The sequence below is a fragment of the Nocardioides stalactiti genome, assembly GCF_014180715.1.
Classification (GTDB): Bacteria; Actinomycetota; Actinomycetes; order Propionibacteriales; family Nocardioidaceae; genus Nocardioides; species Nocardioides stalactiti.
The window spans coordinates 51,510-67,113 of the sequence record NZ_JACEFC010000003.1; the positions used below are offsets into that span (position 1 = coordinate 51,510).

Here is a 15,604-nt window from a genome sequence, read left to right on the forward strand (position 1 = left end):
AGAGCTTGCTCGACCGAGCCCTCGACCAGCGCACCGGCGGCGGTCAGAGCGAGCTCTTCCACCGGCTGATCGACGACCAGCGCGTCCCCGACGAGGCGCGGATCATCAACGCCCTCTCCGACGTCTCCGCCTCACCTCTGGTGACGGTCCGCGACCGGTCCGCGACCCGGGGCCCCGGGAAGGTCCAGCTCGATAACGCCGCGTTGGTTGGCCCGACCGCCAACCTCGCGCTACCGGCGATGGAACCGGCCACCTACGTGTCGCATCTGCTCTCGCTGGGCCTGGTCGAGCAGGGACCGGAGCACGCCTCGATGAAGCAGGACTACGAGATCGTGATGGCCGAGACCAACGTCCTCTAGCAGCTGCGCTAGCCGCTGGTCCAGGCGATCGCACCTATCACGCCCGAGCTCGCCGAGCAGATCCGCCCCGGTCTGTGGGACTCGCTGCCCGAGGCCGGCCGCCGCGCGATCCAGGCACGCGTGCTCAGCCAGGCGCCGAAGGTGGGCGAACGCCTGATGAAGGACATTCGCAGCGACCTCAGCCGCTACGTCGACGTCCAGTTCCTCGCGGTCACGACGCAGATTCGCAACGAGGACAAGCTCAACGACCTGCTGCGGTCGCTCAGCACCGACGCGACGGCGTTCGTGCGCCGCAGCGGCATCTGCTTCGGGTTCGGCATCGGCCTGGTCGAGATGGTCCCGCGTTGGGCGTCTTCCACTAGCCGTGGATCATGCCGGCGATCGGCTTCGGCGTCGTCAGCGACAACATCGCGCTCAACATGCCCTTCCGGCCGCTCGAACCCACACGCTACCTCGGCTGTTCACCTTCCAGGGGAGCAGTGGCGACAAACTCGACTCCCCGATCGCTAAGGAGGTGAGCTCGGTGATCGATGCCCAGACGGGCCTCGCCACCCCACTGGTGTCGCTCGTGATCGGCAGCACCCGCTACCGCGAGATGAAGGAGACCGCTGCGCAGCTGGGGATCGACCGGCTGCCCGACACCCCGGCGACCCACAGAACTACACCATGAGAGCGTCATCGATCTCGAGGGCACAATCGTGGAGAAGGTGGGCCAGCTCGACAACGTCGAGTACGACTCGATCCTGCCGATGATCTCCGTCGGCGCCGTCCTCGGGGCCGGTCTTCAAGGAAGACGAGCAGTGGCGGCATCGTCGGCGGATCCAGGTCCAGGTCATTGAGCACTTCGGCCACTGAGGTGTCCTACCTGTGCTCCGACCCTGGCAGTGGCCTCACACAGGCTTGAGGCCAGCGATCTTCCAGCCGTCGTCCTCCGGAGCCATGGTGACTTCGACCCGACTGCCTGAAACAGACTGCCTGCCGCGGGTCGTGGTGGTCTGGGTCAAGAACACCAGTACGACGACCCGGTCGCGGTCACCGCGCACGACTCCGGCAGCGGTGACTTCGGCCAAGGTGCTGATCTTCCGAGCTCGGGCCTCTGGTCTCACCACGTCCTCGAGAATGGTGCCGTAATCTTCGGCGAAGTCCCCGGTGGTCTGGGCCAACGCGTGCTCAAGGTCGTCGTCGAGCGTCGAGCTCTCGTAGCTCAGCAGCTCAGGAACCCGCTCTTCGGCCGAGCTGAGGGCTTCGCTTCGAGCGTCGGCGTCTGCCTCGGCCCGATGCGCTTGCATCCCCAGGAATGCGGCACCGCCCATCGATGCGACGAGCAAGCCAGCGGCCACGAACCGTCGTTTGCCAACCCATCGCGGCACCGCGGAGGCGGCGCCTCCGGGCATGTTCTCCTCGTCCGTGGCGTCGCTCATGCCACGAACTCCAATCCGGAAATCAGCCATCGACCGTCCATCTTCACGAGGTCCACCTTGAGCCGGTAGTTCCGAGGTTCGGCCTTGTCGGTGTCTTTGTTCTGCACCGTGCCAGAAGCAGCGACGATGACCGACGCCTTGTCGTCGGTCAGGGTGACAACACCGGTCGAGACTGCCTCCCCGGTTGCCTTGACCTTGCTGTCGGCGAGGACCTGCTGCAATCGCTTGATCTGACTCTCCAGTTCGGCATGGAAGTCACCGGTGGCGCCGTCGAGAAGTCGTTCGATGTCCTCGACGGCGGTCGAGCCGCTGATTCCGACGAGTTGCTCTACCTGGGTAACGGCAGCTGCCGAGGCCGCGCGCTCGTCTGCCTCATTGCTGCGCACTTCTCGCCATGACATCCCCCCCTCCACCGAGAAGGCCAGCAGCCCCAAGACGACCAAGCCGACGGCGATCGTTGTCCATGACGGGCGAACCGGCCGCTTCATCGCGCCGCCAGTGGCGCTAGGACCAGGATTTTCCACAGATCGCCCTCGTCATAGTCGCTGGCGTCAGCAGAAGGGTCCACGGATCCGTCCTCGTTGCCCACGGCTAGGTCGTAGGCCACCGTCCCACTGGAATCGGGCCACACTCCCCCACGGAAGCTGAGACCGCACGAGCTCGGCAGCGGGCCGCGAGCCGGCGACTGCGGGCACGGCAGGTTGCGCGCCCCGCGCACCGCCGTCGAGTCCGCCGGCGCGATCTCGCAGTGCGCCAACCTATTGACGTCGCGGGTCGTGGCGACGGACGGGCTGCGGCGCTGCTCGGGAGACAAGTATCCGCTCTGGCAGGTCGGCGGATCGTTCAGAGCCGCGCGAAGGTCGAGCTGAACGTCACCCAAGCCGGCTCGCGGGTTGACCGCTGACTGCAGTCGTGCGACGAGCGAGGGATAGAGCACCAGGATCTGCCGGACGTTTGGTAGATAGGCGTTCAAGACCTGTGCGTTGGTCGTGAGGTTGGCCAGCATCATCGGCAGCACCGGCTGCAGGTCAGCGACCGTTGCCGTCGCCGCGTCGAGTCCGCCCGGAGCGTTTCGCAGGAACTCCCTCAAGTCCGCGCTGTCGCTCGCGGAGAGCGTGGCGGTGACGTCGTTGAGGGAGTCGGCATAGGACCTGGTCCGCGGGCCGACCGCCACCTGTGTGTTGAGGACGGGTTGGAGGGAGGCGATTAGCGACGTCGTCGCATCGATCTGGGTCTGCGCCTCCGTTAACAGCTTCCCCGACGAGTCGATCAACTCCCGGAGCTCGGGGCCGCTCCCCCCAAGCCCCTCGTTGACCTGGTCGAGGACGGCCTTCGTCTCCTTGCGAGGAACCGACTCAAGCAGCCGGTTGACCGAGTCGAGGACCGGTGTGATCTGCGGCATCGCGATCGCCCGCTCCTGCGGGATCGCCGCTCCGTCCGAAAGTAGGCCGCCACCGTCGGCGGCGCCGCCGTCGCCGGCAGGGACGCTCTCGGAATCGACGAGGTCGACGTACTGCTCACCGATGGCCGAGGTGCTGTGCAACTCGGCCGACACGTCTGCCGGAATGTCTGTCCCGTTGTCGATCCGGAGAGTGGCGACAGCACCCTCGGCGGTGACGTCGAGGTTGGACACGACACCTACCTCGACCCCGCGGTACGTCACGGCAGCTCGAGGATAGAGACCGCTGGCGTCCTTGAAGTCGACGGTCACGTCGTAGACACCGATGCCGACCATCGCTGGCACACGTGCGTAGTGGATGAAGGCAAGCCCGAGTGCCGCCACGGAAACAACGGCGAAGATTCTCAGCTGGCGCTTGATCAGAGGAGTGAGCAACATCCGGGTAGTCCTAACAGAGTCCGAGGAGCTGGAGCATGCACGCGTCGTCCGGCTCGTCGGGCGCGGGAGCAGTGGGGTCTTCGCCACCGGTGTCGTCACCCCGCCCAGTCGGCTGATCCTCCGGATCGACCACCAACGGATCCTCGAGCGGATCCCCTGCCTGCAAGGCGGGTGGGATACCTCCTAGCCAGACGTCTGCGAGACCCGTGGCGCCGAGGTCCAGGGTGGCGAAGAGGTTCGCGTAGTCACCGCGGAGGATTTCCGTGGTCGTCATGGCCGGGAATGGAATGGTGATCGCGATCTTCAGGGCCTCCGGCAGAGATTCGCTCACCTTTCCGATGTTGGTCAGGATCGGCCCGAGCGAGTCGAGGTTGGCAAGCAATGCAGGCTCGCTCGCCTGGATCACCCGCACGGCGCGATCCCCAGCGAGGCCGGCGCGCGTCAGCGCTTCCACCAACCGCGCTCTCTCGTCCTCCAGCACCTTCAGACCTGGGGCGATCCGATCGATGGCGGTGGCGATCGAATGCCGATCGTCGCGCAGGCCCGCGCTCAGGTCGTTGAGGGACTCCAGCGCCGACACGATCTCGCCGCGATTGGCGTCGAGCACCGCGAGAAGGTCGTTCGCCCCCCGGATGAGGCCCCTGGTGTCGGGAACCTTGTCGCGCAGCGCGGTGGACAGCTCTCCTGTGATGGTGCTGATCTGTGAGAGCCCACCATTGTTCAGCAGGAGGGCGACCGCGCCCAGGACCTGCTCCGTGGCGGGATACGTCCCCGTCTGCTCCACTCCGATCACGTCGCCATCGGACAGCGCTTCCCGGTTGGCGAAGGCGCGCGACTCCGCCGCCGACGATACTTCGACGTACTGGGCGCCGAGCAGGGTCTTCTGTCCGATGGAGAACACTGCGTCGACGGGCAGGCGAACACTGTCGAGCAGGTGGAGGTGGACGACCGCCTCCCATCCGTCGACCTCGATCGCGCCGACAGTGCCGATCACCACGTTGTCCTTCTGCACCGTGGAGTTGGGGACCAGGTTCTCGATCTGGTCGAAGTGCACCTCGATCGTGTAGCCGTCGTCCCCGACAGCCACCTGGCCCGGGAGCGTGTTGTCGTTCGGCTGGATCGCGCATGCAGATCCGAGGACGGTCACCATGGACCACACGGCGATCCAGCGGCATCCCTTCATCACCAGATCCGTCCTCATCACGAGGTTCCCCCGACTCCAGTGACACCGAGCAGGCCGAGCAGCGGCTGCAGCGCGGTGGTGCACTGCTCACTGGTTCCGCCCGCCCCGAGGATCGCGCCGCAGACCAGCTCTGCGACGTTGTCTAGGCCGGACAACGTCGCACGGCCGGTGATGGCCTGGTCCTGGACGGTGTTGCTCAGCCCGATGATGGGGAAGGGCGCGACGTGAAGGATCCCCGCGAGTTCGTTGGACCGATCGGCCAAGGTTGCGGCGAGCACGTTGAGGTCGGTGACCGCGTTCCGGATCCGCCCGCGATGCCGATCGAAGTAGTCTTCGACGACATTCAGGACCGACGCGAGGTCTCGTAGAGCGCCGCCGAGATCGGAGCGGTTGGCGGCCAGGACACCGCTGACGTCGTCGAGCTCGGACGTGAAGCCACGCAAGGCCGCATCGTTCAGCGCGAGGTTCTTCGTGAAGCTGTTCAGATTCTCGATCGTGCTGAACAGGTCGGATCGACCGTCTGAAAGGGCAGTTGCGGCGTCTTGGAGCTCGGTGATGGCTCGGCGCAGGTCGATGGACCTGCCGTTGTCCAGCCCTCGCTGGATCGCGACGATGGCGTCGGCGAGCGGGCCCCGCCTCGCGCCCCGCTGCGGCCCGAGTGTCGTTGCGAGATCGGTCAGCTGTTGTTTCACGTCATCGAAGGTCACCGGCACTGCGGTCCTGCCGAGCTCGATGGTGGCGCCGTCCTTCAGCTTCGGCCCACCGGTGTAGACAGGCTCGAACTGCACGAACCGACCACTCACCAGGCTCGGCGAGACGATGGCGGCGCGCGCGTCTGCCGGGAGCGGTTGGTCGGAGTCGACCGTCATCGTCACGTAGACGCCCTCGGACTTGTTCTCGATAGCGGTGATCTCACCGACGCTGACCCCCAGCACCTTCACCTCGTCACCGACGTTCAGGCCTTCGGCACTGGAGAAGTAGGCGTGAACCGTGGTTGCACTCGCATCCCGATTCCACGCGAGGGCGCCGAGGATCACCGCGGCAACGACCACCAGGGTGACGACGCGGCGCACGCTCAGGAACTGACCTCGGAAGAAGTTCATCGCATGACCCCGGACAGGATGGGTGCCAATGTGGTCGGCGACGTGAGGTTCTGGATATAGGCATCAAACCATGGTCCGGTTGCGACGGCCTCGTTGAATCCGGTGGCGTAGCCCAGCAGGCCGGTGATGGTCGCTTTGAGGTTCACCCGGTTGCGATTGAGAGTCGCGACCACTCCATCCAGCTCGTCGAGCGCCGGACCCAGCACGTCGTCGGTGTCCTCGAGCAGAACGCGAAGCTGCTGCGACAGCTCGCGAGCGCCAGCAAGAAGACTGATCACGACCTGTTGGCGCCGGTCGAGCTCGGCGAGCAGCGAGCGACCGGCCCCGAGCAGCGCTGCAATCTGTCGGTCACGACTGGCGAGGACTGCTGTGACATCGCTCGCGCGAGCAACCAGTGAACGCAGCTCTTCGTCATTCGACGAGACCGCCTGCGACAACGAGCTGATGCCGTCCAGCGCAGGGCCAAGGTCCGGGCTGGCAGCTCTGAGGCTGTTCGACGCCTGCTCGAGCGCGGCCGCAAGTTGTTGCTTGTCGATCTCGGCGGTGGTCTCTGTGAGCTGGTTGAGGGCGCTGGTGAGGTTGTACGGCGCGGACGTGCGATCCACGGGGATGGTGTCGCCGGCTTCCAGGACGCCTGAACCGCGCGACTCGAGTTCCACCGCAGCTCGGCCGAGCAGGGTGACGGTGATGATCTGCGCTTCGGTGCGCTCGCCGAGCTTGATGGAGTCGTCGGTGATGACCAGGTCGGCGACAACGTGATCGACTTCGATGGCAACGTTGCGCACCTTGCCTACCTCGGCGCCGGAGATCAGCACCGAGTCGCCTTCCTTCAAGCCCCCGGCCTCGGCGAACTCCACGCTGATGACACCTCGATTTCCAACGAGCGGCAGGGAGTTGAAGTTCATCGCCGCAAGGACGACCAGCACCAGCGCCAAGGTGCCGACGAGGCCGCGCAGCGCAAGGCGATCAGGACTCAGATTCCGGCTCATCGCTTGCACCTCGGCGCGTCGGAATAGATCCACGGGGTAAGTAGTGCCTGGTTGTCCGTGATCCCGGTCTCGACGCGGACGCCGCAGAGGAAGAAGTTGAAGAAGTTGCCATAAGAGGCGGTGTTCTGGAGTTTGCGGTAGTGGACGGGGAGCTTCTTCAGCACGGTCTCGAGGGTTGAGGAGTTGAGGTTGATGCCTCGCGCGGTCGTCCGCAAGGCTTGGAGATCGGACCGTAGGTCGCCCCGCACGCGAGCGACGAGGGTCGAGGTCCGATCGGCGAAGCCGGTGAGCCGGGCTGCGGCGTCGAGGATCTGAGTGTCCTGCTTGTCGAGACCTGCGAGAAGCGCAGCGAGCCTGTCGATCAACAGTCCCACTGTGTCCTTTCGTGCGTCGAGCGTGCCAAGGACACTGTTGAGGTTGCCGATCACCTGCCCGATCAACACCTCCCGGTCACCGATGGCGGTGGTGAAGGAAGCGACGTGGTCCACGAGGTTTGCGACCGAAGACTCCTGGCCCTGGAGCACCTGGACGAGCTGACCGGACAGCTCGTTGACCTGGCTGGGGTTGAGCCCGGCGAAGAGTGGCTTGAAGCCGTTGAGCAGGGTGTCGAGGTCGAGCGCCGACTCCGTGTGCTCGGCCGGAATGGTGCCGCCAACCGGTAACGACTCACTCCTGGACGATGGGTCGTCGCTGCTGCGGGAAAGCTGGAGAATGCGGTCGCCGATAAGGTTCCGGTACTGGATTGTCGCATTGGTGTCGGTCGTGAGCTGGTGGCTGCTGCCGACTTCAAAGGTCACCATGACGGTGTTATCCGACCGGACATCGATTTCGGTGACCTTGCCGACGTCGACTCCTGCGATGCGGACTTCGTCTCCCACGGTCAGCCCGGAGACATCGTTGAACACCGCCCGATAGGTGTCGCGTTCGCCGGGACGTATTTCCCCTGTCACTAGCGCGACCCACACAGTGAACAGAGTGGCGACCGTGAGGAACACCCCGAACTTGACGAGGTCTCGACGCTCTTGATGCTTTTGCCTGCTCATTGCAGCTGAGTTCCTCCTCTGATCAGGCCGAGCAGGGTGTCCAGGACTGCCTGGTCCGGCGTGGGCTGAGGACCGACGTACGGGTTCGCGCCTGCCTGGAAGGCTGGCGGTGGCTGTTGCGCTTCAGTCTCGGTGACGTACGGAAGCCCGTAGCACGCCGGCCCGCGGTCGTCGCCCACCTCGGGCAGGTTCTCGGTGTACGTGTAGGGATCGCGTCCCGGGACGACGCGCGTGATGGTGGTGATGCCAGGATGTGTGCCGCCCACCGCATCTTCGGCGAGCTTGTTCGCCGAGGCCAGGCCGAGGACGATGCACGGCAGCTCCGGCGAGTAGCGGTCAAGGACGCGCGTGACCGGTGCGAGCAACCGCAGGCTGGTGACCAGTCCCTTCTCCGAGTTGCGTAGCAGGGTGTCGGCCTCGTCGCTGAAGCCCACCAGGCTCCGCTCGAGCGCCCGGAGGGAGGCCTGTTGTCGCACGAGCGTGAGGGACACGGTGCCTGCCTGGCTCAGCGTGGCAACCAGGTCCGGCCGCGCCAAAGCGTAGACGTCAGCGACGTCGTCGGCGACCTGGAGGTCGGCACTCAGCGTCCGGAGGGACGGGTTGAAGGACCGCAGGTATGCGTCGGTCTGAGAGATCAGGTCGCCGATGAGCTGACCACGCTCATCGATCGCGACCGCGACGGCGGTGAGTGCAGCGTTCACCTCTGCTGGCCTGGCCACGTCGAGAACCTTCGTCAGGTTCGTGAAGGCTTCATCCACTTCCACCGTCACCCGGTCCGCCGTGATGACGGCGCCGGGTTCGATGCTCTCTGCCCCCTCGGCGGTCTCCGACGGTGTCAGCTGGACGTACTTCGCACCGAAGGCGGTCGGTGGCACAATCTGCGCGGTCACGTCGGCCGGCACCAGCTCGAGCTCGTCTGGATCGATCTCCAGGGTGACCATCACTCGGTCGCCGTCGATGTCGACCGCCCCGACCGAACCGATCTCGACGCCGTGCAACTTGACCGGTGACCCCGAAGCGAGCGTGAGACCTGCCCGGTCGGACTCGACCGTCAGCTCCACTGAGTCCTTGAAGTCACCCCGGTACTTCGCGATCGTCCCGACGATGAGAAGTGCGATGAGCACCAGGAAGACCATTCCGTAGCTGACCTTGCGATCGATCCCGAGCCGTGTCGATGTCGTCCTCATGCTGTCTTCACCCCGCGATGTGGACAGACGGGCCACCCCAGACGGCGATGGCGAAGATCAGGTCGATGAACATGGTGCAGATCAGGGCAGAGCGCACCGCCTTGCCGACGGCCTGGCCAACTCCTGCTGGCCCACCCGAGGCGCGAAATCCGTGGTAGCAGCAGATCGACACGATGGCCAAAGCCATCAGGACCACCTTGACCATCGCCAGAAAGAGGTCCCCGGGGATGAGGAAGGTGTCGAAGTAGTGCATGTAGGTTCCGGGAGCCTGGTCGTAGCCGACGGTGACCACCAGGTATGTCGCGAGCCAGCACATCATCAGTGCGATCGCGAAAAGGGGGACGACGGCGATCAGCCCAGCGATGATGCGCGTGGTGACGAGGTAGGGAACCGGGTGCACCGCCATCACCTCGAGGGCATCGATCTCCTCGCTGACGCGCATTGCGCCGATCTGCGCGGTGAATCCAGCTCCGACGGTTGCCGTGAGCGCAATGCCAGCGATGATGGGCGCTACCTCGCGAGTGTTGAAGTAGGCCGAGAAGAAGCCGGAGAGCGTGGAGACGCCGATATTGTCGAAGGACGTGTAGGCCTGCAGGCCCACCTCGATGCCCGACGCCGCCGTCAGAAAGCCGATCACGAGAACGGTTCCGCCGATGAGGGCCAAGGCACCCGAACCGAGCGAGACTTCAGCCAGCAGCCGGACGACTTCCTTGGGGTAGTGCTTGAGCACCCGGGGGATGTGTGCATACGCGGCGCCGTGGAAGCTGAGCTGGTCGCCGAGATTGCGAAGCGAGGTCGTCGGCTTGGCCAGGTACTGGGTGATCTGGGACATCTCAAGCTCCCAGCTTGATCTGGAGGAACAGGGCGCTGATCACGCTGTTGGCTGCGAACAGGAGCATGAAGGCGAAGACAACGGTCTGGTTCACGGCCTCGCCGACCCCCTTGGGTCCGCCTTTGGCGTTGAGTCCGAGGTAGCACGCCGTTAGGCCTGCGAGTAGGCCGAAAACGGCGGCCTTTGCCTCAGAGGCGAGAAAGTCGGCGAGGCCGACGAGCAGTGTGAGGTCGGACAGGAAGAGCCCGGGAGTCGCTCCCTGCAGCACGACGGAGAAGAAGTAGCCGCCGACGAGTCCGACCACGGTCACGATTCCGTTCAGGGCAACGCCAACGAGGGTGGAGGCCACGACGCGGGGAACCACGAGACGCTCGATCGGATCGATGCCGAGCGTCACCATTGCGTCGATCTCCTCACGGATCTTGCGGGAGCCGAGGTCAGCGCAAATCGCTGTAGCACCCGCGCCTGCGACGACCAGCACGCTCACGATCGGTCCGATCTCGCGCACGACGGCAACCGCCGCCCCTGCTCCGGCGAGATCCACCGCGCCGATCTGGATCAGTAGCTGGTTCACCTGGAAGATGATCACGACGCAGAACGGGATCGCCACCAGGAGGGCCGGACCCAGCGAGACAGTGGTGACGAACCAGGCCTGGGAGATGAACTCGCTGAACCTGAAGCGGGTGGTGAACATGGTGCGGAAGACCTTGCCGACGAACGAGTAGAAGTCGCCGAAGGTGGACAACGCCTTGAAGGGCAGTGTGCCGCGCAGAGCTTCCGCGGCCATTTGCCGAGAGCCCTCTGACATTCCAGCCGGCCCGGGCCGTCGCGGTGCTGCTGATCGCTCGGGAGCCAGCGTCATCGAAAGACCTCCTCGGGATCCTTTGGGCCGCGGCTCCGCACTACATGGAGTGGAAGCCGCAGCGCGGCGGGTGCGGTCGGGGGGACCACGGGGTGGGCTGGAGGGACAGCTCGGAGCCGGACGTAGGCCCCTCCGGGCTCCGGGCGGTGGTCCCGTTCCCCCTTGTTGGGCCAGGCTGCCATCGCTCGTTCGGCCTGCGCTGTGATGGTGAGGCTGGGGTTTACGCCGAGGTTGGCGGAAATGGCGGAGCCGTCGACGACGTGGAGCCCACGGTGACCGTGGACTCGGTGGTAGGGGTCGATGACGCCAGTTTGTGGCGACTCGCTGATCGCACATCCCCCCAGAAAGTGCGCGGTCATGGGGATGTTGAAGATCTCGCCGACCGTGCCGTAACTGCCCCCGCCGATCCGCCGACTGATCGAGCGGACCACCTCGTTGCCCATGGGGATCCACGTCGGGTTCGGCTCTCCATGCCCCTGCCGAGATGTGAGGCGGACGCGCTTGCGACGCCACAGCCAGCCTCGCTTTGGAAAGACCGTGATCGAGTTGTCGCGGGTCTGCATGACCAGCGCGATGATCGTGCGCTGCGGCCAACTGCCGAGCCCGAACCAGGTCGACAGTAGGAGGCCGGGGTGGCGCGCTGCTTGCCCCAGCCAGCGCAGCCACCTCGGCACTCTTCCGCCCCCGTCGGTCATCAGCGTCAGCAGAAGGCCCATCAGGCCCGACCCTTCGCCGTAGCGGACGGGTTCGACGTGCGTGACCTCGTCGGGGTGGATCGAGGACGTGATCGCAACGCCGTGGTGGAAGTCATAGGCGGGCCTGTTGCGCAGCGTGGCGCTCGACGCGCACAGCGCCTCGGAGTTGGTCCGCGTCAAGTAGCCCAGCCGCTCGGACAGACCAGGCAGGGCACCGTTGCGCTTCATGCCGTGCAGCAGCTCCTGCGTACCCCAGGTTCCAGCCGCCAGAACGACCTGCGCGGCCGACACCGACGTCCGTCTCCGACGACTGCTGCCCGTTGCGTGGAGCTCTACCTCGTAACCACCCCCCGGACGGGGCGCTACACCGGTGACCGTCGTCAGCGAGCGCACCTCGGCGCCAGCTCGTTCGGCGAGGTAGAGATAGTTCTTCAAAAGAGTGTTCTTCGCGTTGTGGCGACAACCCGTCATGCACTCGCCACACTCCAGGCAGCCCCTTCGCTCCGGTCCGACGCCTCCGAAGTACGGGTCAGGCACCGGTCGACCCGGCTCCTTGTGGCCCTCGGCGCCGAAGCAGACACCGATCGGCGTTGGCCGGTAGGTATCGCCGCACCCCAGCTCGTCGGCGACCTCCTTGAGCACCTCGTCCGACGCGGTGAGGGTGGGGTTGTCGACAACTCCCAGCATCCGCTTCGCCTGGTCGTAGTGCGGAGCGAGCTCTGCCTTCCAGTCCGTGATCTGTGCCCACTGCGGGTCGTTGTAGAACGCGTCGGAGGCGGGCTCGTAGAGGGTGTTGGCGTAGACGAGCGATCCGCCCCCGACTCCAGCCCCGGCCAGTACGACCACGTCGCGCAGCAGCCGGATCCGCTGAATGCCTAAGCACCCGAGCCGAGGCGCGAACAGGAACTTCCGCACGTCCCAAGAGGTCTTGGCGAACTGGTGGTCTTCGAACCGTCGGCCCGCCTCGAGCACGAGGACGCGATACCCCTTCTCGGTCAATCGGAGTGCCGCCACCGAGCCACCGAAGCCGGAGCCGATGACCACCACGTCGTACGCGGTGTCGTCGAGCGAGTCGACGGACATGGCGAACCTCTTCTGAGCAATCGAGCGGCCCCCGCCGCGAGGGCCGCGACAAGACGAGGCCTCAACTTCATCAGGTGACGACCGTCACCGTCTCGTGCGTGCCGCCAACCTCAACGAACGGCCTTGTCCATTTGCACAAAGGGAGCCGGGGGCAACTAGGGTGGCGACATGGCAAGCAAGGACGCTTTCCCCGCCGATATCGCGCCCTGGCTGCTGAAGTATGTCGCTGAGCAGGCGCAGCCGGACCAGCTCGAGGCCTGGGTGCACCGGGTGACGGCGGCCCTCTTTGACGAGGTGTCCGACATCAGGATCATCGACGGCCTCGAGGACAGGGTGCAGGATGCCGTACGGGAACACTGGCTAGCTTTCCTCAGCGATCTCGTTCAGCCTCGTCAGCACTTTCATCTGGTCGAGGAGGCCGGGCGTCTGGCGGGACTTCTGGCCGAGCTTCAGATCCCGCTCGAGACACTGGTCCGCTTGTACCGGATCGCCCAGCTGGAAGTGTGGAACTACGTCAGTGATCTGATCGGAAGCCTGACCTCGGCCGAGTTCGACCGCGCTGATCTGCTGGTCTACTTCTGGGACCGCGCCGGTGTCTGGCTGGACAAGTCGGTCAGCACGTCGATCGACCTGTATCAGGAGGCTCGTGGCCGAGTGCTCGCCGGTGCGGCCGCTCAGCGCTTCGAATCCGTCAAGGCAGTACTCGACGGCCAGCTGACCGATGCTCGCGAGGCATCTCGGGCACTCGGCGGCTATCCGTTCTCCGCCCACCACACTGCTTTCGCGGTCTCTGTGGGCGACGCGGAGCAGGCCGGGGCTCTCGAGCCGCTCGCCGCCGACCTGCTACGCGCGGCCGGGTCTGCTCACCCGCTCGTCGTCAAGCCGGGCGGCCGCCAGCTGTGGCTGTGGGTCGCCACGCAGGGTCTGCTGGACCTGTCCAGGCTCGAGGGCCTCCCCAGCGGTCCCGGCGAGGCGTCGGTTGGCATCGGCACCTCCATCCCGGGAATCGGTGGCTTTGTCGCAAGCCACCGCGAGGCACAGGGGGCGCTCGAGGTCGCCGTCCCCGGCGCAGCGGCCTGGCTCAGCCGGTACGACGCTGTCGAGCTTCCCGTCCTCCTCGGCTGCAGCCCCGCTGTCGATCGTTTCGTCATGCGCCAACTGGGCCCGCTGGCGCGCGAGGATGAATCCATGTGCCGGATTCGCGAGACCCTCATTGCCTTCCTCGCGAGTGGAGGCAGTGCCGAGGAAGCCTCTCGGTTGCTCGTCGTGCACCGGAACACGGTCCGCTACCGCATCGCACAGGCCGAGGAACTGCTTAACCGCCCGATCGCCAAGATCAGCCCCGCTCTCTCGGTCGCCCTCGACCACCACGCCCTCTACCACCGCGTATAGGCGCTCCCTCCACCAACCGCGACATGGTGGTGTGCGCAACGGGTCACAATAGACGCCGGCGGGGCTTCCCCTCTCCGCAGATTCCGTGAGTCGACCAGCCTTCGACGGCGACCGGCCCGGCGCTTGTGCGTTGGCCCTGCTGCTCGCTACTTGACTGAACTCGTGCACAAGACGACGTCTGCTGGAACGTGGGAGCCTGATGGCGCTCTATAGGACAGGAGTCACATGAGCCAGAGCATCGGTCTCATCGACCGGGTCTTCCTCGCCGCGGAGACCCCCCGCACCATGCTGCACGTGGCAGCACTGTTGCGATTCTCCCCTCCCCCCAATCCTGGTCAGCGCTATCTGTCAGAGTTGGCGGACGAGGTGCGGGCAGAAGTCGCGGTCGCCCGTCCCTGGAACCTGAAGCTAGCCCATCCGCGGCTCGGTCCCGGGCCGCTGCAGCGCTGGGTCGTGGAGGACGACATCGACCTCGAGTACCACGTTCGTCGCTCGGCTCTGCCAAGTCCCGGCGACGAGAGGGAGCTCGGTGCCCTCGTCTCCAGGCTGCACAGTCGTCAAATCGACCTCTCCCGCCCGCCCTGGGAGATGCATCTCATCGAAGGGCTAGACAACGGAGGGTTCGCCATGTTTGTCAAGATGCACCACGCCCTCGTCGACGGCTACACCGGCATGAAACTACTCCAGCGCAGTCTGTCCACTAGCCCCGACGACCTCGAGTCCCCCATTCTCTTCGCTGCCAACGCTCCGGCGCGGCCGTCAAGGGATCAGGGATCGAAGGCCCCGTTCGTGAGCGCGGGAACCGCGATGGTCGACGCCCTGCGCTCGACCAGGTCGCTCATTAGTGCCACGACCAGGGCGGTGATGCCCGTGGGATCGGCAGACCTCATCCGGCCGCACGAGGCGCCCCGGACCATCCTCAACACCCGCATCGGTCGAAGCCGGCGCTTCGCCACCCAACAGCTGGACCTGGACGGACTGCGGATGCTCGGCAAGCGCCACGGTGCCTCTCTCAACGACGTGAGCCTCTGCTTGGTCGGCGGGGCGCTGCGCACCTACCTCACCGAGCTGGGAGCGCTCCCCGACAAGCCGTTGGTCGCGCTGGTGCCAGTAAGTACGCGGCGGGACGGCGACGCCGGCGGAGGCAACGTGTTCGGCGCGGTACTGGCTTCACTGGGCACCGACCTAGCCGATCCCCACGAGCGACTGGCTGCCGTGGTGGCCTCGACCAGGGCGGCGAAGGCGCAGCTGGCGGGCATGGGGCCACTCTCGGCCGTCGCCTACGCCGCCCTCCTCGTCGCGCCGATGCTGGCGCAGGCGGGGCTCGCCGCGGTGGGCGCGCCACTGCCTGGCCCGTTCAGCTTCAACCTCATCGTCAGCAACGTTCCCGGCCCACAAGAGGACAGGTACTTCCGTGGGAGTCGTCTCGAGGCGATGTACCCCGCGTCGTTGCAGCTGGATGCGGCCGCGCTCAATATCACGTTGTTGTCTTATGCAGGCACCCTGAACTTCGGCTTCTCCGGTGATCGTGAGGCCGTGCCCCACCTGCAACGGCTGGCTGTGCTGCTGGGCGAGGAGTGGGCGTCCATGTCGCGGTGACGCTGCGCGGTGACCTCAG

17 protein-coding genes are annotated in these 15,604 nt (G+C 65.8%); 6 read left to right on the forward strand and 11 right to left on the reverse strand.

Translation table 11 applies throughout. The features are described 5' to 3' along the window. Positions 1-5: 5 nt before the first annotated feature. The 4 genes from H0487_RS01205 (at position 6) to H0487_RS01220 (ending at position 1,198) form a co-directional block, all read left to right on the forward strand. Positions 6-359, forward strand: coding sequence for an Abi-alpha family protein (locus H0487_RS01205; protein WP_183092399.1), 354 nt, complete (start codon positions 6-8; stop codon positions 357-359). A 141-nt stretch (positions 360-500) separates the two neighbouring features. After that, on the forward strand, positions 501-869 hold the full coding sequence (locus tag H0487_RS01210) for a hypothetical protein (protein ID WP_183092400.1): 369 nt from the start codon (positions 501-503) through the stop codon (positions 867-869). A gap of 13 nt (positions 870-882) precedes the next feature. Further along, positions 883-1,029 (forward strand): hypothetical protein, encoded by a 147-nt coding sequence (locus tag H0487_RS01215; protein WP_183092401.1) that lies wholly within the window; start codon positions 883-885, stop codon positions 1,027-1,029. A gap of 28 nt (positions 1,030-1,057) precedes the next feature. Next, positions 1,058-1,198, forward strand: a complete 141-nt coding sequence (locus tag H0487_RS01220; protein WP_183092402.1) for a hypothetical protein — start codon at positions 1,058-1,060, stop codon at positions 1,196-1,198. Positions 1,199-1,249: 51 nt separating this feature from the next. Here the strand turns inward: H0487_RS01220 and H0487_RS01225 are convergent, their stop codons facing one another. The 11 genes from H0487_RS01225 to H0487_RS01275 all read right to left on the reverse strand — a co-directional run bounded on the left by H0487_RS01225 (position 1,250) and on the right by H0487_RS01275 (position 12,594). Next, positions 1,250-1,780 (reverse strand): Rv1363c family protein, encoded by a 531-nt coding sequence (locus H0487_RS01225; RefSeq protein ID WP_183092403.1) that lies wholly within the window; start codon positions 1,778-1,780, stop codon positions 1,250-1,252. Further along, a complete protein-coding gene (locus H0487_RS01230; protein ID WP_183092404.1) occupies positions 1,777-2,268 on the reverse strand; it encodes an Rv1363c family protein in 492 nt (163 codons plus the stop codon). The genes H0487_RS01225 and H0487_RS01230 overlap by 4 nt, the downstream gene beginning before the upstream one ends. Then, positions 2,265-3,617: an MCE family protein gene (locus H0487_RS01235; RefSeq protein ID WP_183092405.1), complete on the reverse strand. Its 1,353-nt coding sequence runs from the start codon at positions 3,615-3,617 to the stop codon at positions 2,265-2,267. The genes H0487_RS01230 and H0487_RS01235 overlap by 4 nt, the downstream gene beginning before the upstream one ends. 10 nt (positions 3,618-3,627) lie before the next feature. After that, on the reverse strand, positions 3,628-4,818 hold the full coding sequence (locus tag H0487_RS01240) for an MCE family protein (protein ID WP_183092406.1): 1,191 nt from the start codon (positions 4,816-4,818) through the stop codon (positions 3,628-3,630). Further along, entirely contained in the window at positions 4,818-5,903 is a 1,086-nt protein-coding gene (locus H0487_RS01245; protein ID WP_183092407.1) for an MCE family protein, read from the reverse strand. The genes H0487_RS01240 and H0487_RS01245 overlap by 1 nt, the downstream gene beginning before the upstream one ends. Further along, positions 5,900-6,892 (reverse strand): MCE family protein, encoded by a 993-nt coding sequence (locus tag H0487_RS01250; protein WP_183092408.1) that lies wholly within the window; start codon positions 6,890-6,892, stop codon positions 5,900-5,902. Before H0487_RS01250 ends, H0487_RS01245 begins: the two co-directional genes overlap by 4 nt. Further along, the gene (locus H0487_RS01255; protein WP_183092409.1) at positions 6,889-7,935 is read right to left on the reverse strand and encodes an MCE family protein; all 1,047 of its coding nucleotides are present in this window, start codon (positions 7,933-7,935) and stop codon (positions 6,889-6,891) included. The genes H0487_RS01250 and H0487_RS01255 overlap by 4 nt, the downstream gene beginning before the upstream one ends. Then, on the reverse strand, positions 7,932-9,071 hold the full coding sequence (locus tag H0487_RS01260; protein ID WP_183092410.1) for an MCE family protein: 1,140 nt from the start codon (positions 9,069-9,071) through the stop codon (positions 7,932-7,934). The genes H0487_RS01255 and H0487_RS01260 overlap by 4 nt, the downstream gene beginning before the upstream one ends. 58 nt (positions 9,072-9,129) lie before the next feature. Further along, positions 9,130-9,954: an MlaE family ABC transporter permease gene (locus H0487_RS01265; protein WP_183092411.1), complete on the reverse strand. Its 825-nt coding sequence runs from the start codon at positions 9,952-9,954 to the stop codon at positions 9,130-9,132. Between the two features lies 1 nt (position 9,955). After that, complete coding sequence (locus tag H0487_RS01270) at positions 9,956-10,741, reverse strand: MlaE family ABC transporter permease (RefSeq protein WP_220792973.1); 786 nt, start codon at positions 10,739-10,741, stop codon at positions 9,956-9,958. 71 nt (positions 10,742-10,812) lie between these two features. Then, positions 10,813-12,594, reverse strand: coding sequence for a GMC oxidoreductase (locus H0487_RS01275; RefSeq protein ID WP_183092412.1), 1,782 nt, complete (start codon positions 12,592-12,594; stop codon positions 10,813-10,815). A 168-nt stretch (positions 12,595-12,762) separates the two neighbouring features. Here H0487_RS01275 and H0487_RS01280 point away from each other — a divergent pair, with 168 nt between their 5' ends. After that, positions 12,763-13,986, forward strand: coding sequence for a PucR family transcriptional regulator (locus H0487_RS01280; RefSeq protein ID WP_183092413.1), 1,224 nt, complete (start codon positions 12,763-12,765; stop codon positions 13,984-13,986). Positions 13,987-14,211: 225 nt separating this feature from the next. Next, positions 14,212-15,585 carry a WS/DGAT/MGAT family O-acyltransferase gene (locus H0487_RS01285; RefSeq protein WP_183092414.1) on the forward strand — a complete coding sequence of 458 codons (1,374 nt, stop codon included), beginning with the start codon at positions 14,212-14,214 and terminating at the stop codon, positions 15,583-15,585. The last annotated feature ends 19 nt before the right edge of the window (positions 15,586-15,604 follow it).

What these genes read in the sequence shown, in the direction of transcription:
- H0487_RS01245 (WP_183092407.1), bottom strand. Translation starts at nt 5,903, where the DNA reads ATGAACTTCTTCCGAGGTCAGTTCCTGAGCGTGCGCCGCGTCGTCACC.
- H0487_RS01250 (WP_183092408.1), bottom strand. Translation starts at nt 6,892, where the DNA reads ATGAGCCGGAATCTGAGTCCTGATCGCCTTGCGCTGCGCGGCCTCGTC.
- H0487_RS01275 (WP_183092412.1), bottom strand. Translation starts at nt 12,594, where the DNA reads ATGTCCGTCGACTCGCTCGACGACACCGCGTACGACGTGGTGGTCATC.
- H0487_RS01255 (WP_183092409.1), bottom strand. Translation starts at nt 7,935, where the DNA reads ATGAGCAGGCAAAAGCATCAAGAGCGTCGAGACCTCGTCAAGTTCGGG.
- H0487_RS01270 (WP_220792973.1), bottom strand. Translation starts at nt 10,741, where the DNA reads ATGGCCGCGGAAGCTCTGCGCGGCACACTGCCCTTCAAGGCGTTGTCC.
- H0487_RS01280 (WP_183092413.1), top strand. Translation starts at nt 12,763, where the DNA reads ATGGCAAGCAAGGACGCTTTCCCCGCCGATATCGCGCCCTGGCTGCTG.
- H0487_RS01260 (WP_183092410.1), bottom strand. Translation starts at nt 9,071, where the DNA reads ATGGTCTTCCTGGTGCTCATCGCACTTCTCATCGTCGGGACGATCGCG.
- H0487_RS01285 (WP_183092414.1), top strand. Translation starts at nt 14,212, where the DNA reads ATGAGCCAGAGCATCGGTCTCATCGACCGGGTCTTCCTCGCCGCGGAG.
- H0487_RS01265 (WP_183092411.1), bottom strand. Translation starts at nt 9,954, where the DNA reads ATGTCCCAGATCACCCAGTACCTGGCCAAGCCGACGACCTCGCTTCGC.
- H0487_RS01225 (WP_183092403.1), bottom strand. Translation starts at nt 1,780, where the DNA reads ATGAGCGACGCCACGGACGAGGAGAACATGCCCGGAGGCGCCGCCTCC.
- H0487_RS01230 (WP_183092404.1), bottom strand. Translation starts at nt 2,268, where the DNA reads ATGAAGCGGCCGGTTCGCCCGTCATGGACAACGATCGCCGTCGGCTTG.
- H0487_RS01235 (WP_183092405.1), bottom strand. Translation starts at nt 3,617, where the DNA reads ATGTTGCTCACTCCTCTGATCAAGCGCCAGCTGAGAATCTTCGCCGTT.
- H0487_RS01240 (WP_183092406.1), bottom strand. Translation starts at nt 4,818, where the DNA reads ATGAGGACGGATCTGGTGATGAAGGGATGCCGCTGGATCGCCGTGTGG.